The 19,423-nt window shown below is 62.8% G+C and carries 20 protein-coding genes; 14 read left to right on the top strand and 6 right to left on the bottom strand.

Annotated features, from left to right (window positions below):
* Positions 1-23: 23 nt before the first annotated feature.
* Both CN933_RS07690 and CN933_RS07695 read right to left on the bottom strand, forming a co-directional pair.
* Positions 24-629 (bottom strand): CbiQ family ECF transporter T component, encoded by a 606-nt coding sequence (locus CN933_RS07690; RefSeq protein ID WP_018094432.1) that lies wholly within the window; start codon positions 627-629, stop codon positions 24-26.
* Positions 623-1,303 carry an energy-coupling factor ABC transporter ATP-binding protein gene (locus CN933_RS07695; RefSeq protein ID WP_018094433.1) on the bottom strand — a complete coding sequence of 227 codons (681 nt, stop codon included), beginning with the start codon at positions 1,301-1,303 and terminating at the stop codon, positions 623-625. Before CN933_RS07695 ends, CN933_RS07690 begins: the two co-directional genes overlap by 7 nt.
* 132 nt (positions 1,304-1,435) lie before the next feature.
* Between CN933_RS07695 and CN933_RS07700 the strand changes: the two genes are divergently transcribed.
* Together CN933_RS07700 and tldD are read left to right on the top strand one after the other, a co-directional pair.
* A complete protein-coding gene (locus CN933_RS07700; RefSeq protein ID WP_018094434.1) occupies positions 1,436-2,635 on the top strand; it encodes a winged helix-turn-helix domain-containing protein in 1,200 nt (399 codons plus the stop codon).
* Positions 2,636-2,737: 102 nt separating this feature from the next.
* Positions 2,738-4,153 carry a metalloprotease TldD gene (gene tldD, locus CN933_RS07705; RefSeq protein ID WP_018094435.1) on the top strand — a complete coding sequence of 472 codons (1,416 nt, stop codon included), beginning with the start codon at positions 2,738-2,740 and terminating at the stop codon, positions 4,151-4,153.
* An 84-nt stretch (positions 4,154-4,237) separates the two neighbouring features.
* Here the strand turns inward: tldD and CN933_RS07710 are convergent, their stop codons facing one another.
* Positions 4,238-5,467, bottom strand: a complete 1,230-nt coding sequence (locus CN933_RS07710) for a D-alanyl-D-alanine carboxypeptidase (protein ID WP_018094436.1) — start codon at positions 5,465-5,467, stop codon at positions 4,238-4,240.
* A 211-nt stretch (positions 5,468-5,678) separates the two neighbouring features.
* Between CN933_RS07710 and CN933_RS07715 the strand changes: the two genes are divergently transcribed.
* Complete coding sequence (locus CN933_RS07715) at positions 5,679-6,737, top strand: polysaccharide deacetylase family protein (protein WP_018094437.1); 1,059 nt, start codon at positions 5,679-5,681, stop codon at positions 6,735-6,737.
* A 23-nt stretch (positions 6,738-6,760) separates the two neighbouring features.
* Here CN933_RS07715 and pdxH read toward each other — a convergent pair whose 3' ends face one another.
* Positions 6,761-7,381, bottom strand: a complete 621-nt coding sequence (pdxH, locus tag CN933_RS07720; RefSeq protein ID WP_018094438.1) for a pyridoxamine 5'-phosphate oxidase — start codon at positions 7,379-7,381, stop codon at positions 6,761-6,763.
* A 140-nt stretch (positions 7,382-7,521) separates the two neighbouring features.
* On the opposite strand from pdxH, the gene CN933_RS07725 reads away from it, so the two are divergent.
* The 4 genes from CN933_RS07725 (at position 7,522) to CN933_RS07740 (ending at position 10,978) form a co-directional block, all read left to right on the top strand.
* On the top strand, positions 7,522-7,971 hold the full coding sequence (locus CN933_RS07725; RefSeq protein ID WP_018094439.1) for an RT0821/Lpp0805 family surface protein: 450 nt from the start codon (positions 7,522-7,524) through the stop codon (positions 7,969-7,971).
* 215 nt (positions 7,972-8,186) lie between these two features.
* The gene (locus tag CN933_RS07730) at positions 8,187-9,230 is read left to right on the top strand and encodes a DnaJ C-terminal domain-containing protein (protein ID WP_026168547.1); all 1,044 of its coding nucleotides are present in this window, start codon (positions 8,187-8,189) and stop codon (positions 9,228-9,230) included.
* A gap of 200 nt (positions 9,231-9,430) precedes the next feature.
* A complete protein-coding gene (gene fabI / locus CN933_RS07735) occupies positions 9,431-10,249 on the top strand; it encodes an enoyl-ACP reductase FabI (RefSeq protein ID WP_018094441.1) in 819 nt (272 codons plus the stop codon).
* Between the two features lie 144 nt (positions 10,250-10,393).
* A complete protein-coding gene (locus CN933_RS07740) occupies positions 10,394-10,978 on the top strand; it encodes a histidine phosphatase family protein (protein ID WP_026168548.1) in 585 nt (194 codons plus the stop codon).
* Positions 10,979-10,988: 10 nt separating this feature from the next.
* Here the strand turns inward: CN933_RS07740 and CN933_RS07745 are convergent, their stop codons facing one another.
* On the bottom strand, positions 10,989-11,249 hold the full coding sequence (locus CN933_RS07745) for a DUF1344 domain-containing protein (protein WP_003532345.1): 261 nt from the start codon (positions 11,247-11,249) through the stop codon (positions 10,989-10,991).
* 441 nt (positions 11,250-11,690) lie between these two features.
* Here CN933_RS07745 and aroC point away from each other — a divergent pair, with 441 nt between their 5' ends.
* The gene (gene aroC / locus CN933_RS07750; RefSeq protein ID WP_018094443.1) at positions 11,691-12,788 is read left to right on the top strand and encodes a chorismate synthase; all 1,098 of its coding nucleotides are present in this window, start codon (positions 11,691-11,693) and stop codon (positions 12,786-12,788) included.
* A 115-nt stretch (positions 12,789-12,903) separates the two neighbouring features.
* Positions 12,904-14,004, top strand: a complete 1,101-nt coding sequence (gene ribB / locus CN933_RS07755) for a 3,4-dihydroxy-2-butanone-4-phosphate synthase (RefSeq protein ID WP_018094444.1) — start codon at positions 12,904-12,906, stop codon at positions 14,002-14,004.
* Positions 14,005-14,074: 70 nt separating this feature from the next.
* Here the strand turns inward: ribB and CN933_RS07760 are convergent, their stop codons facing one another.
* The gene (locus CN933_RS07760) at positions 14,075-14,605 is read right to left on the bottom strand and encodes an invasion associated locus B family protein (RefSeq protein ID WP_026168549.1); all 531 of its coding nucleotides are present in this window, start codon (positions 14,603-14,605) and stop codon (positions 14,075-14,077) included.
* Between the two features lie 400 nt (positions 14,606-15,005).
* Between CN933_RS07760 and coxB the strand changes: the two genes are divergently transcribed.
* The 5 genes from coxB to CN933_RS07785 all read left to right on the top strand — a co-directional run bounded on the left by coxB (position 15,006) and on the right by CN933_RS07785 (position 19,395).
* Positions 15,006-15,890, top strand: a complete 885-nt coding sequence (coxB, locus tag CN933_RS07765; RefSeq protein WP_018094445.1) for a cytochrome c oxidase subunit II — start codon at positions 15,006-15,008, stop codon at positions 15,888-15,890.
* A gap of 19 nt (positions 15,891-15,909) precedes the next feature.
* A complete protein-coding gene (gene ctaD, locus CN933_RS07770) occupies positions 15,910-17,598 on the top strand; it encodes a cytochrome c oxidase subunit I (protein ID WP_003532329.1) in 1,689 nt (562 codons plus the stop codon).
* A 98-nt stretch (positions 17,599-17,696) separates the two neighbouring features.
* Positions 17,697-18,647, top strand: coding sequence for a heme o synthase (locus CN933_RS07775; protein ID WP_026168550.1), 951 nt, complete (start codon positions 17,697-17,699; stop codon positions 18,645-18,647).
* Positions 18,647-18,787: a cytochrome c oxidase system small membrane protein gene (locus tag CN933_RS07780; protein WP_010968907.1), complete on the top strand. Its 141-nt coding sequence runs from the start codon at positions 18,647-18,649 to the stop codon at positions 18,785-18,787. The genes CN933_RS07775 and CN933_RS07780 overlap by 1 nt, the downstream gene beginning before the upstream one ends.
* An 11-nt stretch (positions 18,788-18,798) precedes the next feature.
* On the top strand, positions 18,799-19,395 hold the full coding sequence (locus CN933_RS07785) for a cytochrome c oxidase assembly protein (protein ID WP_018094447.1): 597 nt from the start codon (positions 18,799-18,801) through the stop codon (positions 19,393-19,395).
* Positions 19,396-19,423: the final 28 nt, after the last annotated feature.

Consider the following 19,423-nt stretch of genomic DNA (forward strand, 5'->3'; position numbering starts at 1 on the left):
ACCTTTTATTAGAAAACGCGAATTTATTGACGGCGAAATCCCCTCGCGTCAATGGCGGCCGCGATCGTGTCCGCATCTTTCAGCGTCAGGATGATCAGCGGGCCGATGATGGTCAACGGCCGGACCGGCAGTCCGCGTGCCCGATGCGCTTCGGCGAGTGCCTGATACCGGGCGAAGATGTCGGGCACGAACCGCAGCACGAGGCCAAGCGCCAGACCGACATCTGCCGCCCTCAAGAGACCGAGGCGCTCCAGCGGCTTCAGGAGGATCGTTACCTCGTCCATGAAAGCACCGATCGTCGTGGTCGCCGTGACCGCGGCTGCAAAGACGACGAGCGCCATCAGCCGCAAGACGAGCGCCGCGACCTGCGGCACGGGAACGAGGAACAGATTGACCGCGGCAAGGATCAGAATGGTGAAGAAAACGAAACCGACGCGCGACAGCGCTTCGCGCGGTTTCAGCCCGAGCGAGAGGTAAAGCCAAGCGCTGAGGAGAAAGGCAGGCAGCAGCAGGAAAGGTGAGTCCGTCGCGAAGAGCGCGATACTCAAGACGGCGAGCGCGACAAGCTTGGCGCGCACCGGCACGCGGTGAAACCAGCTACCTCCCTCGACATAGAGGCTCGTCAGCATCCGGCGACCTCATGATAGCGCCGGATGGTTTCGGCCGGCCCACCGTCGGCAACAAGGCGGCCCTCGTGAAAGAGCAGGACCCGTTCGGCGCTCTCGGCCAGCGCCAGATCATGGGTGATGACGATCGTGTCTTCGTCGAGCGTGTCGATCGTCTCGGCGACCATCCGGCGATTTCTGAGGTCGAGCTGATTGGTCGGCTCGTCGAGGATCAGAATTTTCGGCCCGGTGACGATGACGCTCGCCATGGCGACGAGTTGCGTCTCGCCTCCGGAAAGCTCGTGCACCCGCCTCCGTGCGAGGTGGCTGACGCCGAAGCGTACAAGGACTGCCTCGGTTCGCGACGCGATCTCATGCGCAGGCAGCCCCCGGTTCTTGAGCCCGAAGGCGATATCGTCGGTGACGATCGGCATGATCAGCTGGTGCTGCGGATTTTGAAAGATGAAGCCGGCTTCGGCGAGCACTGCCTTGTCGTCCTCGACCGTGTCGAGGCCGTTGACCTTGACCCGTCCGGTCGTCGGCTTGACGAGCCCGTTGATCAGCCGTGCGAATGTGGTCTTTCCGGAGCCGTTGAGACCGATGACGCCGACCCGCCGCTCATCGAGGGCAAGGCTCAGAGGTTGAAGCGCGACCCGTTCGCCGAAGCTGACCGAGCAATCGGTAAAGCGGATTTCCAAGCGTCGGTCCTCGCGATGTTTTGCGTGATCGCTCTATAGGACAAGTCGATCGTAAAGGGCAATGTAGTGTGGACAACACATCTGTTGCCGACTCACGTTTGAAACTTGGGAATAAAAGCCTACTCTTTGCTCATGACGATTCGCCTTTCCAATCGCGATGCCCGGCGCATCTTTCTCGCCAAGCAGGGGCTCTCGGCCGCGCCGCATCGCGCGCTCGGCAAGGACGGCTTGCTGCAATTGATTCACGACATGGGTTTCGTGCAGGTCGACAGCATAGCGACCGTCGAGCGGGCCCATCATCAGATTCTCTTTTCCCGCAATCAGACCTATCGCCGCGAGCATCTGGCCGAGCTTCTCGAAAAGGACGGCGAGCTCTTCGAACATTGGACCCACGACGCATCGATCATACCGAGCACCTTCTTCGTCTACTGGAAGCATCGCTTCAAATGGGAGAGCGAAACGCTCCGCGAGCGCTGGCGCAAATGGCGCGGAGAAGACTTCGACGCGGGCTGCGAGGAGACCTATGCGAGGATAGCGAACAATGGCGCCGTCATGGCGCGCCACCTTAAGGAGGACGGCCACGAATCCGGCGGCTGGTGGAACTGGCACCCGTCGAAAACGGCTCTCGAGGTGCTCTGGCGCCAGGGCAAGCTCGCGATCGCCCGGCGCGAAAATTTCCAGAAGGTCTATGATTTGACGGAACGCGTCATTCCGGCTCGCCACTACGACGGCGAGGTCGCGCATGAGGAGTTCATCGACTGGGCCTGCCGCAGCGCGCTCGAGCGCCTGGGCTTCGCCACCCACGGCGAGATCGCCGCCTTCTGGGATCTCGTATCGCCGGACGAGGCGAAGGAATGGGTCGCTGCCCATCGCGACGAACTGTGCGAGATCGTCATCGAATCTGCCAATGGCGGCAAGCCGCGCCCGTCCTTTGCCTTCGCCGGCTTTCCCGGCGGGCTCGGCGACATTCCCGACCCGCCCGCCCGCGTCCGGGTGCTGAGCCCCTTCGACCCGCTGCTGCGCGACCGGAGCCGGGCCGAACGGCTTTTCGATTTCTTCTATCGTATCGAGGTTTTCGTACCGGAGCCGAAGCGGGAATATGGCTATTATGTCTTCCCCCTGCTCGAAGGCGACCGGCTGATCGGCCGCATCGACATGAAAGCCGATCGCAAACGCGGAAGCCTCGACGTTCGGCGCCTCTGGCTGGAGCGCGGCGTCAAACCCTCTTCGGGCCGGATGGAAAAGCTTATGGCCGAACTCGACCGCATCGCCCGCTTTGCCGGCGTCGAGCAGGTCAAATTGCTCGATGGCTGGAACGCTGCCCTTTCCTGACCGATTTTTCGTGCTTTGTTTTTTCTTGGCTTGCGGGCCGGCGCTCCCTAAATGGAGCCAGTAAGTTTCACGACCCAATCCTTCACGGCAGGGAGCAGAACCATGGACACCAACCTGATGAGCCTCTTCGATGCGGACGAGGCGACGGTCCGCAAGGTTCTCTCCGAGACGCTTGCCGGCGCCGATGACGGCGAACTCTTCCTTGAGCATGCGCAGGCGGAGGTGCTTTCCTTCGACAATGGCCGCCTGAAGGGCGGCAGCTTCAACACCGACCAGGGCTTCGGCCTGCGGGCCGTCGCCGGCGAAGCCGTCGGCTACGCCCATGCCGGCGAACTGTCGCTTGCGGCCCTGAAGAGGGCGGCGGACGCCGTGGAGCAGGTGACCCGAGGCTATTCCGGCTCCTACGCGGCAGCCCCGCAGCGCACCAACAAAAAGCTCTACGGCGACGAGAACCCGATCGGCGAGCCGAGTTTCGAGACGAAGGTCAAGCTGCTTCAGGAGATCGACGCCTATGTGCGCGCCAAGGAGCCGAAGGTCCGCCAGGTGACCGCGACGCTCGCGGCGAGCTGGCAGGTCGTGGATATTCTGAGGGCCGACGGGCACCGCGTCCACGATGTCCGGCCGATGACGCGGATCAACATCTCCGTCGTGGTCGGCGAGGGCGACCGCCAGGAAAGCGGCTCCTTCGGTATCGGCGGACGGCGCGGCTTCGGCGATTTCATAACCGAGGAAAACTGGAAAAGCGGGACGGACGAGGCTTTGCGGCAAGCGCTCGTGAACCTCGAGGCGATCGATGCGCCGGCCGGCACCATGGATGTCGTGCTTGCCTCCGGCTGGCCGGGCGTCATGCTGCACGAAGCCGTCGGCCACGGCCTGGAGGGCGACTTCAACCGCAAGAAGACCTCCGCTTTCGCCGGGCTGCTCGGCGAGCAGGTCGCTGCGAAGGGCGTGACGGTCGTCGACGACGGCACGATCGAAGCGCGGCGGGGCTCCATCTCGATCGACGACGAGGGAACGCCGTCCGGCTACAATGTCCTGATCGAGGACGGCAAGCTCGTCGGCTATATGCAGGACCGGCAGAACGCCCGGCTGATGGGCATGGAACCGACCGGAAACGGCCGCCGCCAGGGCTACGCCCACGTGCCCATGCCGCGCATGACCAACACCTATATGCTTGCCGGGGACCGCACGCCCGATGAAATCATCTCGTCTGTGAAGAGGGGCATCTATGCCGTCTCCTTCGGCGGCGGCCAGGTCGATATTACCTCAGGCAAATTCGTCTTCGGCTGCACCGAGGCCTATCTGATCGAGAACGGCAAGGTCGGAGCGCCCGTCAAGGGTGCGATGCTGATCGGCAACGGTCCGGATGCGATGAAGCGGGTGACGATGGTCGGAAACGATACGAAGCTCGACACCGGCATCGGCAATTGCGGCAAGGCCGGCCAATGGGTACCGGTCGGCGTCGGCCAGCCACATCTGCGCATGGATCAGATCACCGTCGGCGGCACGCAGGCCTGACAACGGGCCCTCATCTATGCTTGCTACGGAGATGAGGGCAGCTGCGTTTGCGGCGAGGGAAGCGTTCTTTCAGCTGTTGCGGACTCACCCCCCATCGGGAAGCAAGACGCAGTCATAGGACCTCTTTTTCAGAATGCTGCAGGCGGTCGTCGCCGCTTCGCGACTGGCGAAGCCTACGAAACCTACGCGATAGGCTCCGCCCGAGCCTGCGGCCTCGGTGTGGGGGGCGGCGCCGAGAAGGGCCGCGCCGCCAGCCGATTGTGCCTCGACGAGCATCTTGCGCGCGCCTTCCGCGGTCGGTGCGGAGGAAATCTGAATTCGCCAGCCGCTCGCCGGTGGTTTCGTGTCCGCGGCCGCCACTGCGGTTGGCCGGTCCGCCGGGACGATAGCTTCCGTCGGCGATGCGGCGACAGCTTCGACCGGGGGCTGGGTACCCACATAGGACAAGGAAACGCCAGGTAAGCTCGCCACGTCGGCCAGGCGGGGTGCGCTTGCCGCCGCGATCATCGGGCGGCCGGGCGAGGAGACCCTGCCCAGGTGCTGATCGAGGAGCGCCGCCATCTTCTCATCACGGCTTCGCGCGCTTCGCCCGCCGAGCACCACGCCGATGAGGCGGCGGTTGCCGTCGCTCACCGCGCTTACGAGATTGTAGCCGGAGGCCCTCGTGTAGCCGGTCTTGATGCCGTCCATCCCCTGGTATCGATACATCAGATTGTTGTGGCCTCGGATCACACGGCCGCGGAAGGCGAAACTCTGGACCGAGAACAGGCGGTACTCGCGCGGATAGTGTCGCATGAGGGCAACGGCGAGCCGCGCCATATCGCGAGCCGTGGTCACCTGTTCGCTTGCCGGCAGACCCGAAGCGTTGACGAAGAATGTGCGGTTCATGCCGAGTTGGCGTGCTTTTGCGTTCATCATTCTCGCAAAGCCTTCCTCGGAACCGCCAAGCCGTTCGGCCATCGCTGCCGCCGCGTCGTTGGCCGAACGAACGATCATGCCGTAGACAGCCTCTTCGACGGTGATCGTTCCTCCGGCCTTGACGCCGAGCTTCGTCGGCGGCTTGCGTGCAGCGGTCACGGACATGGGCACAGGCGTTTTCCAGGCGATCTGGCCACGGTGAAGCGCTTCGAAGGTCATGTAGAGCGTCATCATCTTGGTGAGAGACGCGGGATGGTGGAGCGTGTCGGGGTTTTCGGCAGAGAGAACCCGGCCCGTCCGAGCGTCGACGACAAGAGAGGCGTTGCCTGCCATTGCCTGAACGGCACCGAAGAAAAGCACGGCGATCGTCGCCAGAGCCAATCGAAAGCTCGTCATCGAACTCCCCCTCATAGAGATGTGCGGCCGATATCGACGCGGTACGCTGTTTTGACAGGCTCGAGGCGTCGTTGCAACCTCGCCGCACAAAAGGCGGCCCGCTCTTTCGCGCCGCCCGGCCGATTCAGCAAGGCTTAACCCCGCAGACGCTACCGTCCGGGCCGCAACGCCCGTCCACGCTCGACAGGACGATTTGAGAAGACGGAAGAAGATGAAACACGGCTTTGCGGGTCTGGTCCGCTACCATGCCAAGCGCGCCGCTATCACCGGCGGGCTCGAAGCTGCGCATCTGCTTGCGCGGGCACGGCTGTTGGGGGCGGCCCGCGGGCGCGGGGCGATCTTCACCCTGCATCATGTCCGCCCGAAGGTTGCGCGGACTTTCGATCCCAACGCCCATCTGGAAATCTCACCGGAATTCCTCGAAGAGGCGATCGTGACTTTGAAGCGGGACGGCTATCGCTTCATCCCGCTGGACGACCTGCCCGCCTGCCTTGCTTCCGCCGATACCCGCCCCTTCGCCTGCTTCACTCTCGATGACGGCTACCGCAACAATCTCGATCACGCCCTGCCGGTCTTCGAGCGCCACGGCGTGCCCTTCACCGTTTTCGTCACCGCCGGTTACATCGACCGCAGCCATACGCTCTGGTGGGAAACGCTCGCCGATCTCCTGTCCGTCTGCCGCAGGTTTCGCTTCGATTTCGGCGCAGGCGAGGAAGCGGTGGCGAGCGAAAACCTTGCGCAGAAGCAGGCCGCCTTCGATCGGATCGCCGCTTACGTCCATGGCAGCGATGAGGCCCATGCGCTCGCGACACTAAACAGGGCCGCGCAGGAGCACGGCATCGATCCGCTGGCCATCACCGAGCGTTTGACGCTGGATGAAGTGGGACTTCGAAACCTGGTCCGAAGCCCGCTTGCCAGCCTCGGCGGACACACGATCAGTCATCGCGCACTTGCGCGGCTTGGCGACGACGAGGCCAGCCGCGAAATCTCAGCCTCCGCCGAACGCGTCGGGACGATCACCGGTCGCCGGCCCACGAGCTTCGCCTATCCCTATGGGGACAGGCTCGCGGTTTCGCCCCGCGATCATCGGCTGGCGGCTAAACTCGGTTTTGCCGTGGCGGTGACAACGCAGCCCGGCATGCTGTCCAAGGCTGCCAATCCTCATGCGCTGCCGCGCATTTCGCTCAACGGCCATTTCCAGGCCGCGCGCTATGTGACCGCGCTCGGTTCCGGCATCCCGTTCCGGCTCTTTGCCCGCCAGGCAGCTTGAGGCGCGGTGGCAGCGTCTTTCCGTCAGGGATACATCCGCACTTTCGTCCAACCGCCATCCGGCGTTTCGCGGCGGAACTCGACACGGTCGTGCAGCCGGAAGGGACGGTCGTGCCAGAATTCGATCGACAGTGGACGGATGCGGAATCCGGACCAGTAGTCCGGACGTGGAATCTCGCCGATCGCATGCCGCGCCGTGTATTCGGCGACGGCCTTCTCCAACGCAAAGCGGCTTTCGAGCGGCCTGGACTGCTTCGATGCCCAGGCGCCGATGCGGCTGCCGCGGGGCCGGCTCATGAAATATTCGTCGGCTTCCTGGTCGGAGACGACTTCGACCGGACCGCGCAGACGCACCTGGCGGCGCAGCGATTTCCAGTGGAAACACAGGGCCGCTTTTGGGGTCGCGAGCATTTCCCGGCCTTTCTGACTTTCGAAATTCGTGTACAAGACGAAGCCGCGTTCGTCGAACCCCTTGAGCAGGACCATGCGCACATTGGGCATGCCATCCGGGTCGACGGTCGCAAGGGCGACGGCGTTCGGATCGTTCACCTCGCTCTTTTCTGCTTCCTTCAGCCATGTGCCAAAAAGGGAAAAGGGCTCGCTTGCTTCCGTGAAGTCACCGGTTGTTAACTCGTTCGCGGTCATATTGTTTTCCAATGCCGTGTGTCTGGCGCGGGAACGCTTCGGGATGAGCCGAGTGGCGTTTCCGCATCGTAATAATGTCAGAGCCTGCCTGCGGACTTCCTCGGGACGTGGTGCGCTCTGGCGAGTCTGACAGGAATGCCGTGCAAGACATAGCAAAGCGGAACGATGGCAAGAAGGGTCTTTCCTTCGCATTGCTGCGCAGCGCGGCAATTTGCGTGACGATTCTCGCCCTGCCGGGGTGCATGGGCGCGGGCCTCGACGTCTTCGGGGGATCGGGCGTCGATCGTTCGGTCTCGACCGGAACCGTGCCGGTGGCGAAGACATCCGACGGCCTTTCCGATGCCATAGCCGTGCGCGACCTCGTTACCGCTGCCGACATCAGTCAGGACAGAACCATCCCCTGGGCAAATGCAAATTCCGGCAGCGCCGGCGTCATCAGCAGCATCCAGGAAGACCATGCCTCGGGCATGCGTTGCCGCCGCTTCACCACGACCCGGCACTCCTTCGAGGGCATTGCCAAGTTCGATGGCAACACCTGCCAGCTCGGCAACGGGGAATGGTACCTGACGAGCTTCGGCCCGCGGAGCTGAAATCGCAGGTTAACCATATTGCCGCAAAGCGGCCGCGAAGCGTCCCGGACGATGTTTTCGGCACCGCGTCCCCGCTTCCGACTAACCGATAGTTAGCAACTTCGCCCGATCATCGCCCGGTGACGGAGAAGGTCTCGCAGACCCTCTTCGCTCGTCGTGAGGTGTCAGGCGGGCATCCGGGGAAGGACCGCCGAGTAGAGAAAACGATAGCAGCCATGCGCGATCCCTATGCAATTCTTGGTGTGCGTCGCACCGCCGGGCAAGAGGAAATCAAGGCGGCCTGGCGCTCCGTCGCCAGAGCGGTCCACCCCGATCACAATCAGGACGATCCTTCCGCCAACGAACGCTTCGCGGAAGCGGGCAGGGCCTATGAGCTGCTTCGCGATCCGGTGCGCAGAAGCCGTTACGACTGGGCGCGGCGCGAGGCGGAGCTTCGTCGCATGGAGGCGATGAAGGAGAAGATGCGAGGCGCGGAGGTGCCGGAGGACCCTGTCGGCACCGAAACGGCCGAGGAAGCGATTTCGCGCATATTCGGCGTCGAGCCGCAGCCCGCTGCCGCCAGGCCGAAATCCTCCGCGCGTCCCGCCGAAAGGGAACGTGCGCCGGTGGAAGCCAAAACCGAGCTCGCCGCCGAAGCAAAACAAGAGCAGCCGAAAGCCGACGCGTTTGCCCGTCGCTCGATCATGCCGGCGGCGGATCTGGTCGCCGCGATCGTCCAGCGTATTCGCGGACGCATCGCGAAGACGGCCGAGAAGGTGCCGGATCTTGCTGTCGACGTTCACGCCAGCGTCGAGGACGTGATCAATCTCGCGCGGGTGCCGGTTGAGCTTCCGGACGGAGAACTGCTGAAGGTCCCCATCCCGGCCGGCGCTACGGACGGCCAGGCGATCCGCCTGAAGGAGCAGGGCTACCGCGTTGCCGGTATGGCGCGCGGCGATGTGGTGGCAACCCTGCGCCTCCGCCAGGACGGCCCGTTCCGGACCCGCGGTCTCGACCTCGTCACCACATTGCCGATCGATCTTCAGAGCGCGGTTCTCGGCTGCGAAACGACGATCGATGCGCCGAACGGACCGCTCACGGTGACGGTGCCGGCGTGGTCGGGCTCCGACAAGGAGATCCGCATTGCCGGAAAAGGCTTGCGCGGGGCCGACGGGAACAGCGGCGACCTGGTCGTCGAATTGCGGGTGGTGCTACACGAAAAACCGGACGACAAGGTGACGGACCTCATGCGATCCCAGCGTGACGGCCTCTTTCTATGAAGCTTTTCTGACAAGCTGAACCAATATTACGGGGACTAACAGTTCCTGATCTGCCTCCTGCTTGAACCGCTGTGGCGCCTATGCCATAGGCAATGCTCGACAATTGCCGCACCCGCTGCAGGAGGCGCGGCATCCTGGCATTCGTGAAATTTTGCCACCGGCAGCAGCTGGTGGAAGGCAGACAGTATTGGGGACATTCCATGGCTCAGGCATCGGGTCTGATGAATGGCAAGCGCGGCGTCATCATGGGCGTCGCAAACAATCGCTCGATTGCATGGGGCATCGCGAAGGCCTTGGCCGAGGCGGGGGCCGAGATCGCGCTGACATGGCAGGGCGACGCTTTGAAGAAGCGCGTCGAGCCGCTGGCGCAGGAGCTTGGTGCCTTCATGGCCGGCCATTGCGATGTGACCGACCTCACCACGATCGATGCCGTATTCTCGGCCCTCGAAGAGAAGTGGGGCAAGATCGATTTCGTCGTGCACGCGATCGCCTTTTCCGACAAGGACGAATTGACCGGGCGCTACCTGGATACGAGCCGCGACAACTTCGCGCGTACGATGGACATTTCGGTCTATTCCTTCACGGCGGTCGCCGCACGTGCGGATCGCGTCATGAACGACGGCGGCTCGATACTGACGCTCACCTATTACGGCGCCGAGAAGGTCATGCCGCACTATAACGTCATGGGTGTCGCCAAGGCGGCCCTCGAGGCAAGCGTTCGCTACCTGGCGGTCGACCTCGGCAACCGCGGCATTCGCGTCAACGCGATCTCCGCCGGTCCCATCAAGACGCTTGCTGCGTCCGGCATCGGTGATTTCCGCTACATCCTGAAGTGGAACGAATACAACGCCCCGCTGAAGCGCACGGTCTCGATCGAGGAGGTCGGCAATTCTGCCCTCTACCTGCTTTCCGACCTGTCGAGCGGCGTTACCGGCGAAGTCCATCATGTTGATTCCGGCTACCACACGGTCGGCATGAAGGCCGTTGACGCGCCGGACATCAGCGTTGTGAAGGATTGACAGCCTTTGCTCGACAGCCGCCATGCGTCCTTCGGCCGCATGGCGGCTGTCGCACTTTGAACTGCTGCATGTTCTATCCTCAAACCGGCTGCGGTTTGCGGAATGTGCGGCAGGGATCGCGGCGGCTCGCCCGGAGTGGACATTGTGCTCATCTACATGGTTCGCCATGGACAAACGGACTGGAATGCGGAGAGCCGCCTTCAGGGTCAGAAGGACATCCCCCTCAACGAGACCGGACGGCAGCAGGCGACCGGGAACGGCGTCGCGCTGAGGAGGTTCCTCGGGAGTGGCGCCGCCGACTTCGATTTCGTCAGCAGCCCGCTCGGCCGTACGCGCGAAACCATGGAGCGTCTTCGGCGGGCGATGGATCTCGATCCCTTGGCCTACCGCACCGACGAGCGTCTGAAGGAGGTGTCCTTCGGCGACTGGGAGGGCTACACGCTTCCCGAACTGAAGCGGCTCGTGCCCGAGCGGATTGCAGAGAGGCGCGTCGCGAAATGGGATTTCATCCCGCCCGGTCCCGACGCCGAAAGCTACGAAATCCTGTCCTGGCGTGTCGGTGCCTGGCTCAGGAGCGTGACGCGGCCTACCGTCTGCGTCAGCCATGGCGGCGTTATCAGGGCATTGTTCAAGCTGCTTGGGGAGATGGATGCCGATGAGGCGGCGGCTGCAGCGATCCCGCAGGACCGCCTGCTGAAAATCCTGGATGGCTCGATAGGCTGGCTCTGACGCCACAAACCTACTGAAGGATCTCCAGGTCGTTGATGACGCGCTTGCCGTCGACCTCGGTATAGAAGACAAGCACCTTGACGCCGGCCTCCAGCCCCTCGAAGTTGAACTCCTCGGGCGCCTGATAGCTCTTGCCGTCATCGAGGGAGAGGCTCAGCCGGTCGGTATCGACGCTGGTGATCACGGCTTCGACATCGGCACTCTCGGCAAGCGCGGAGAGCGGCGAAAGCAGGCTTGCGGTGGCCATGAGCGTGGCAATGACAAATCGCATCCTTGTTGCCCTCATCAATGATTTTGCGAATTTTGTTGTTCTCACGCTTTGATCCCCGATTGTGGCAAAAGTAGCCCTATGTCGTTGCTTTTTCGATGCAGTTGCCCGCCGCATGGGAGGGTGAAGGCCGGTTCGGCGAATTGCAACCCGATGTTTCCGTGAAAGCGGCGGAGCGGCTCGGCGGCAGCCGAACTCTCCCGGTTTTCCACGGGAATTTAGCGGCACCTTTCTTGAGGCGCCGAGCCTGGGGGGCACGGGAGATGGCACCTGTGCCAGCCGCCGCCGCAGAAGGACTTTCCCGCGTGCCCGCTTTCCACTAAGAGAGGGCACGCGCGTCTCTCGCGTGGCCCTCGGAGCGGGCCAGCTGCGGCTCCGGGGTAATTGGAATAGACGCGAGGCGGCTCACCGGCCATCTTCGCGATCCGGAGTTCGGTAGCCGCCATGTCGCACAATACATTCGGTCATCTTTTCCGCGTCACGACCTGGGGCGAAAGCCACGGTCCCGCACTTGGCTGTGTCGTCGACGGGTGTCCGCCCGGAATTCGCTTTACGCTCGCCGAAGTCCAAGCCTGGCTCGACAAGCGCAAGCCCGGCCAGTCGCGCTTCGTCACCCAGCGTCGTGAGGACGACCTTGTGAAGGTCCTTTCCGGCGTAATGCTCGATGACGACGGCGAGACGATGATTTCGACCGGCACGCCGATCTCGATGATGATCGAGAATACCGACCAGCGTTCCAAGGATTATTCCGAGATCGCCAAGCGCTACCGTCCCGGCCATGCCGACTATACCTACGATGCGAAATACGGCATCCGCGACTACCGCGGCGGCGGCCGCTCCTCGGCGCGCGAGACCGCTGCGCGCGTGGCGGCGGGCGCTATCGCCCGCAAGGTCGTGCCGGGTCTGGTGATCCGCGGTGCACTCGTCCAGATCGGCAAGCACCGGATCGACCGTTCCAATTGGGACTGGGCGGAAGTGAACAACAATCCGTTCTTCGCACCCGACCCGGCGATTGTGCCCGTCTGGGAAGACTACCTCGACGGCATCCGCAAAGCGGGATCCTCGATCGGCGCGGTGGTCGAGGTGGTTGCCGAAGGCGTTCCGGCCGGCATCGGCGCGCCGATCTATGCGAAGCTCGATCAGGATATCGCCGCCAATCTTATGTCCATCAACGCGGTCAAAGGTGTCGAGATCGGCAACGGCTTCGCCGCAGCCGAGATCAGCGGCGAGGAGAACGCCGACGAGATGCGCATCGGAGCGCAGGGCGAACCGGTTTTCCTGTCCAACAATGCCGGCGGCATTCTGGGCGGGATCGCAACCGGGCAGCCGGTCGTTGCGCGCTTCGCCATCAAGCCGACCTCATCCATTCTCACGGAGCGCCGTTCGATCGACAGCGACGGCAAGGAGGTCGACGTGCGCACCAAGGGCCGTCACGACCCCTGCGTCGGCATTCGGGCGGTGCCGATCGGAGAGGCCATGCTGGCCTGCGCCATCGCCGATCACTATCTGCGTGACCGTGGCCAGACCGGCCGGCTGAAGTAACTCGACTGCTGCAGCGGCCTTCGCGCTTCTGAAAGACGCGTGGCGCTGCAGGAAAAGGTGCGCAGCGGTTTTCCGTCTGGGAATGCACCACACAGGATATTCGCGGAGACAAGACATGTCCTACGACCAGAAGCGCGTCGTCGAAGCCATTCGCGCCTTCGAAGCAGGCGAGATCGTCGTCGTCACCGACGACGGCGGCCGCGAGAATGAGGGCGACCTGATCGTCGCGGCGGTGCACTGCACGCCTGAGAAGATGGCGTTCATCGTGCGCCATACGTCCGGCATCGTCTGCGCGCCGATGCCTCGGGAGGAGGCAAAGCGCCTCAACCTCAATGCGATGGTTGCCGAGAACGACTCCGCCCACACCACCGCCTTCACGGTGTCGGTCGATTTCAAGCACGGGACCACGACCGGCATTTCCGCCGACGACCGTACGCTGACGGTCAGGAACCTCGCCAATCCGAATGTCGGGCCGACGGATTTCGTCCGGCCCGGCCACATATTCCCTCTGGTGGCGCGTGAAGGCGGCGTGTTGATGCGCTCCGGCCATACCGAGGCCGCCGTCGATCTCTGCAGGCTCGCGAGCCTGCCGCCGATCGGCGTCATCTGCGAACTCGTCAACGATGACGGCACGGTCACGCGTGGACCGCAGGTCGAAGCCTTTGCCGAAACGCATGGCCTGAAGCAGGTCTCCGTAGCCGATCTCATTGCCTATCGCCAGCGCAAGGAGACCTTGATCGAGCAGGGCCATTCCTTCGAGATGGACACGCCCTACGGCAAGGCCAAGGGCCACACCTATTCGCTGCCCTGGGATACGATGCAGCACCTGGCCGTGGTTTTCGGAGACATTCGCGACGGCGTCGACATTCCCGTGCGTCTCCACCTCGAGAACGTCGGAGCCGACGTCTTCGGCCGCGGCCGCCAGATCGACGAGATCATGAAGCGCATCGCCGCTGAGGGGAGGGGCGTCATCGTCTATCTGCGAGAGGGCTCGGTGGGGGTCGGAATTTCGCAGACCGCGCGAAAGGGCAAGCACGAGAGGGAAGCCCACTCGGAGGCACAGGAGCGTGAAAGCGAGTGGCTGGAGATTGGCCTCGGCGCGCAGATCCTGAAAGACCTCGGCATCACCTCCATTCGCCTTCTTTCGTCGCGCGAGCGGCATTACGTCGGCCTGGAGGGATTCGGCATCAAGATCGCCGCGACCGAGATTCTGTAAAATCCGGAAGAGCCCGAAATAAAAGCCGCGTCACCGGACGCGGCTCCCTCGCCTTTAAAGAAAGCTGCCGTTACGGCAGGGCGTCGTAGCCTTCGTCGAAGCCCTTGAGGTCGACGGGGATGCCGATGCCTTCCTCGGGCGACTGGAAAACGATGAAGGTTGCCGTCGCGCCGGCGCGGAAGGTCTTGAGGAGCTCGTCTTCGAGCACGACCTCGGCGTAGCAGCCGTCGGAGAAGCAGCGCACGAAATAGGCGCGGCCGATGTCCTTGCCGTCGACATTGAGGCCGAGGCCGTTCGGCAGGAGCACGCCGAGCGGCGCAAGCACCCGAAGGATCTTCGCCTTGCGGTCGGCGGTCTTGAGCACGACGACCGATAGGCCGACTTCCGGCCTGTCTTCGGCGATGACGTTCTGCATCAGCGCGCACTGTTCGGCCGAGGCGCCCGCCGGCTGGTCGCAGACGATCGACCACGCGCCGTGGTTTGACTTCACCGTGCCCGGCGTTGCGTTGGATTGCTGGGCCAAGCCTGCTGCGGGGAGTGCGAAGGCGGCAATTGCGAGCGCGGCCAGGGCGGGCAGCCGGGAGAAGAGGGACAGGCCCATGTAAACCTCAAAAACCTCGAATCATTAGGGCTATTCTTGAAGCGCGCGAGGATAAATGAAAAGCCCTGGTCGTTACATTCCAGTGTCATATGGCCGAAATTGGGCCCTCCCGGCACGAAATAGACCTGCCGAGGGCTGCCTTGTCTCCGCCGATGAGCGTGGCTGTCCGCAAAAGGGGCGGCGAATACCGGCCCGCGCGCGGGCGCCGGTGCGTGGGAGGGCTTTCGACCGGTTGCGAGGTCTCCTGTGCGAAAACTTCCGCTTTGTGCAAAAATGCCGCACGAGGTTGCTTGGACAGATGTTGCGGCGCTGGTCAAACTGTGGTTTGAAGCGCTTCAGTATCGCAGGGATTCTGCGTTCCGGGTTTGATCCTGATCAAGCGCATTGGGGAGACGTAATTGTGAAAAACAAGGCCTATGCAGTTCTGGCAGCGCTTGCCTGTCTGCTTTTTGCTTCGAGCGCCTTTGCTGACAAGCCTGTCGACTGGCAGACGAACTTTCAGGCGGCTGCTACGGGCATCATGGAAGAAATCACGTGGTTTGAACACTATACCCTGTGGTTCATCATTCCGATCACACTTTTCGTTCTCCTGCTGCTGGTCATCGTGGTCGTCAAATTCCGCGAGAGTGCCAATCCTGTTCCGTCGAGGACCAGCCACAATACGCTGATCGAAGTCATCTGGACGGTCGGCCCGGTTATCGTGCTGCTTTTCCTCGCGATTCCCTCGTTCCAGCTTTTGACCGCGCAGCTCACGCCTCCGGAAAATCCGGACCTGACGGTCAAGGCGACCGGCAACCAGTGGTACTGGTCCTATGAATATGAAGTCGGCGAAAACCCGCTCTCCTTCGATAGCCTGCTCCTGAAGGACGAGGATCGTGCGGGCCTCGGCAAGGAGGATAAGGCGCAGTATCCGCGTCTTCTCGCCGTCGACAACGAAGTCGTCGTGCCGGTCGGCAAGACCGTTCGCCTGCTCGTCACGGCTGCCGACGTGATTCATGCCTTCGCCATGCCGGCTTTCGGCGTCAAGATCGACGCGGTTCCCGGCCGCCTCAATGAAACCTGGTTCAAGGCCGATCGCGAAGGTCTCTATTACGGCCAGTGTTCCGAGCTCTGCGGCAAGGATCACGCCTATATGCCGATCGCCGTCCGCGTTGTTGCGCAGGATAAATACGACGCCTGGCTCGCCGCCGCCGCAACCAATGTCGGCGAAGCGAACAAGGCGCTCATGGCGTCCGTAGACGGCGCGGCCAAGGCCGTTGACGTCGCCGACAACGCCGCACAGTAATCGGAAGTGGAGCTTGACCATGGCTGGAACAGCCGTTCATCACGATCAACGCCATGATCATTCCGATCATGGCCACGCGGACCACGCGCACAAGCCGCTGACCTTCTTTCAGCGCTGGTTCCTGTCGACCAACCACAAGGACATCGGTACGCTCTACCTGATCTTCGCGATCATCGCCGGCATTATCGGCGGTACGCTGTCGGTCTTCATGCGCGCCGAACTGCAGGAGCCGGGCATCCAGATCTTCCACGGTCTGGCCCAGATGGTCTATGGCTTCGAGGGCGATGCTGCCATCGACGGCGGCAAGCACATGTTCAACGTCTTCACGACCGCTCACGCGCTGATCATGATCTTCTTCATGGTCATGCCGGCGCTGATCGGCGGCTTCGCCAACTGGATGGTGCCGATCATGATCGGTGCGCCGGACATGGCGTTCCCGCGCATGAACAACATTTCGTTCTGGCTGATCGTGCCGGCCTTCCTGCTGGTGCTCCTTTCGATGTTCGTCGAAGGCCCTGCAGGCGCCTATGGCGCGGGCGGCGGCTGGACGATCTATCCGCCATTCTCGACATCCGGCATGCCCGGGCCCGCGATGGATCTCGCGATCCTCGGCCTGCACATTGCCGGCGCCTCGTCGATCCTCGGCGCGATCAACTTCATCACCACCATCCTCAACATGCGCGCTCCGGGCATGACGCTGCACAAGATGCCGCTCTTTGCCTGGTCGGTTCTGATCACCGCCTTCCTGCTCCTTCTCTCGCTGCCGGTTCTCGCAGGCGCGATCACCATGCTGCTGACGGACCGCAACTTCGGCACGACCTTCTTCGCGCCGGAAGGCGGCGGTGACCCGATCCTGTTCCAGCACCTGTTCTGGTTCTTCGGTCATCCGGAAGTGTACATTCTGATTCTGCCGGGCTTCGGCATCGTCAGCCACATCATCTCGACCTTCTCGCGCAAGCCGATCTTCGGTTATCTCGGCATGGCCTACGCCATGGTCGCGATCGGCGCCGTCGGCTTCATCGTGTGGGCGCACCACATGTACACGGTCGGCATGTCGCTCCAGACGCAGCGCTACTTCGTCTTCGCGACGATGGTCATCGCTGTGCCGACGGGTGTGAAGATCTTCTCCTGGATCGCGACGATGTGGGGTGGCTCGATCCGCTTCGCGACACCGATGGTCTGGGCGATCGGCTTCATCTTCCTGTTCACCGTCGGCGGCGTGACGGGCGTTCAGCTCGCCAATGCCGGCCTCGACCGTGCGCTGCACGACACCTATTACGTGGTGGCGCACTTCCACTACGTGCTGTCGCTCGGCGCCGTCTTCGCCATCTTCGCGGCCTGGTACTACTGGTTCCCGAAGATGACCGGCTACATGTACTCGGAGTTTCTGGGCAAGCTGCATTTCTGGGTGATGTTCGTCGGCGTGAACCTGATCTTCTTCCCGCAGCACTTCCTCGGGCTCGCAGGCATGCCGCGCCGTTACATCGACTATCCGGACGCCTTTGCCGGCTGGAACATGGTTTCGTCCTACGGCTCCTACATCGCGGCGGTCGGCGTGCTGATCTTCCTCTTCTGTGTCGCCGAAGCTTTCGCCAAGAAGCGCGTTGCGGGGGATAACCCCTGGGGCGAAGGCGCCAACACCCTGGAATGGCAGCTGTCTTCGCCGCCGCCGTTCCACCAGTGGGAGCAGCTCCCGCGGATCAAGTGACGGGTAACGAACAGAAGCCGCCGGTTTCGGCGGCTTCTCCCCGCCGGGATACCGGCGTGACGCGGCTGTTTTTGCCGCAGCAAGTTCAAGGTATGGACATGACGGTCATCGACAATCACGAGGTAGTTGGCATGGAAGGCGCACCGCGACTTTCCGAGGCCTCTGCGCGCGATTATTTCGAGCTCCTGAAGCCGCGCGTCATGTCTCTCGTCGTCTTCACCGCATTCGCCGGGCTCGTCCTTGCCCCCGGTCATATCAATCCGTTCATCGGCTTCACCGCCATTCTCTGCATCGCCATCGGAGCCGGCGCTTCCGGTGCGCTGAACATGTGGTACGACGCGGATATCGACGCGGTGATGAGCCGCACGGCCAAGCGTCCGATTCCGGCCGGCAAGATTTTGCCCCAGGAGGCGCTTGCCTTCGGGCTGACCCTGTCGGCATTCTCGGTGATCATCCTCGGGCTCGCCGTTCACTGGCTCGCAGCCGGGTTGCTCGCCTTCACGATCTTCTTCTACGTGGCCATCTACACGATGTGGCTGAAGCGCTCGACGCCGCAGAACATCGTCATCGGTGGAGCCGCCGGGGCCTTCCCCCCGATGATAGGCTGGGCCTGCGTGACCGGCGGCGTGTCGGTCGAGAGCATCGTGCTCTTCCTCATCATCTTTCTCTGGACGCCGGCGCATTTCTGGGCTCTGGCTCTCTTCAAGATGGGCGATTACGGCGCGGTCGGCGTGCCGATGATGCCGAATGTCTGCGGCGAGGCGACGACCAAGCGGCAGATCGTCATCTATGCCGTGCTCACCGCGATTAGCGGCGTCTGTCCCACCTTGCTCGGCTTCGCGAGCATGGGCTATGGAGCCTTTGCCACGGCCATGGGGCTCGGTTTCGTCTGGTATTCGCTCGGTGTGCTGCGCATGCCCGAAGGCGACAAGCGCATGGTACCGGCGAAGAAGCTCTTCGCATTCTCGATCGCCTATCTTTTCGCGATATTCTCGGCGCTTCTGGTCGATTACGCGATCGCCCGGATCTGGCTTGGAGGTATTGTCTGATGGAAACCGTCGAACTCAACGAGGCTCAGAAGAAGTCTCGCCGCGGCCGCAACATCGCGCTCGGTATCGTGCTGGCGGCCCTGGTCGCGATTTTCTACGTCGTCACGCTGGTCAAGGTCGGCGGCGGCATGGTGAATTGAAGGCGTTGCGCATGGCGGATAATGGACAGGCAGATCGGAAGGAACGCTCGAACGGCGTGATCGTCGGCACGTGCCTTGCATTTGTGGCCGGCATGATCGGCATGGCCTATGCCGCCGTTCCGCTCTACGACATGTTCTGCCGCGTCACGGGCTACAACGGTACGACGCAGCGGGTCGAGCAGGCATCCGACCTCATCCTCGACGAGAAGGTCAAGGTTACGTTCGACGCCAATGTCGCTGCCGGACTGCCCTGGGAGTTCGTCCCGGTTCAACGGGATATCGACATCAGGATCGGCGAGACGGTGCAGATCATGTACCGTGCGAAGAACTTGGCTTCCACGCCGACGACGGGCCAGGCGACCTTCAACGTGACGCCGATGGCAGCCGGTGCCTATTTCAACAAGGTGCAATGCTTCTGCTTCACGGAGACGACGCTTGAACCGGGCGAGGAAATGGAGATGCCGGTCGTCTTCTTCGTCGATCCGGAGATCGTCAAGCCGGTCGAGACGAAGGGCATCAAGACTTTGACGCTGTCCTACACCTTCTATCCGCGCGAGCCCTCCAAGCCGGTCGCGCAAGTGAAGGCGAAGGCAGAAAACCAACTTTGACATGCGCGCCGTTTCGGCTATGCCGGGC

It is taken from the genome of Sinorhizobium sp. M4_45 (genome assembly GCF_002885915.1).
Taxonomy (GTDB): domain Bacteria; phylum Pseudomonadota; class Alphaproteobacteria; order Rhizobiales; family Rhizobiaceae; genus Sinorhizobium; species Sinorhizobium meliloti_A.

Coding starts and splice junctions, on each gene's coding strand:
- CN933_RS07690 (WP_018094432.1), bottom strand. CDS start 629: ATGCTGACGAGCCTCTATGTCGAGGGAGGTAGCTGGTTTCACCGCGTG.
- CN933_RS07700 (WP_018094434.1), top strand. CDS start 1,436: ATGACGATTCGCCTTTCCAATCGCGATGCCCGGCGCATCTTTCTCGCC.
- tldD (WP_018094435.1), top strand. CDS start 2,738: ATGGACACCAACCTGATGAGCCTCTTCGATGCGGACGAGGCGACGGTC.
- CN933_RS07710 (WP_018094436.1), bottom strand. CDS start 5,467: ATGACGAGCTTTCGATTGGCTCTGGCGACGATCGCCGTGCTTTTCTTC.
- CN933_RS07715 (WP_018094437.1), top strand. CDS start 5,679: ATGAAACACGGCTTTGCGGGTCTGGTCCGCTACCATGCCAAGCGCGCC.
- pdxH (WP_018094438.1), bottom strand. CDS start 7,381: ATGACCGCGAACGAGTTAACAACCGGTGACTTCACGGAAGCAAGCGAG.
- CN933_RS07730 (WP_026168547.1), top strand. CDS start 8,187: ATGCGCGATCCCTATGCAATTCTTGGTGTGCGTCGCACCGCCGGGCAA.
- fabI (WP_018094441.1), top strand. CDS start 9,431: ATGGCTCAGGCATCGGGTCTGATGAATGGCAAGCGCGGCGTCATCATG.
- CN933_RS07745 (WP_003532345.1), bottom strand. CDS start 11,249: ATGCGATTTGTCATTGCCACGCTCATGGCCACCGCAAGCCTGCTTTCG.
- aroC (WP_018094443.1), top strand. CDS start 11,691: ATGTCGCACAATACATTCGGTCATCTTTTCCGCGTCACGACCTGGGGC.
- ribB (WP_018094444.1), top strand. CDS start 12,904: ATGTCCTACGACCAGAAGCGCGTCGTCGAAGCCATTCGCGCCTTCGAA.
- CN933_RS07760 (WP_026168549.1), bottom strand. CDS start 14,605: ATGGGCCTGTCCCTCTTCTCCCGGCTGCCCGCCCTGGCCGCGCTCGCA.
- ctaD (WP_003532329.1), top strand. CDS start 15,910: ATGGCTGGAACAGCCGTTCATCACGATCAACGCCATGATCATTCCGAT.
- CN933_RS07775 (WP_026168550.1), top strand. CDS start 17,697: ATGACGGTCATCGACAATCACGAGGTAGTTGGCATGGAAGGCGCACCG.
- CN933_RS07780 (WP_010968907.1), top strand. CDS start 18,647: ATGGAAACCGTCGAACTCAACGAGGCTCAGAAGAAGTCTCGCCGCGGC.
- CN933_RS07785 (WP_018094447.1), top strand. CDS start 18,799: ATGGCGGATAATGGACAGGCAGATCGGAAGGAACGCTCGAACGGCGTG.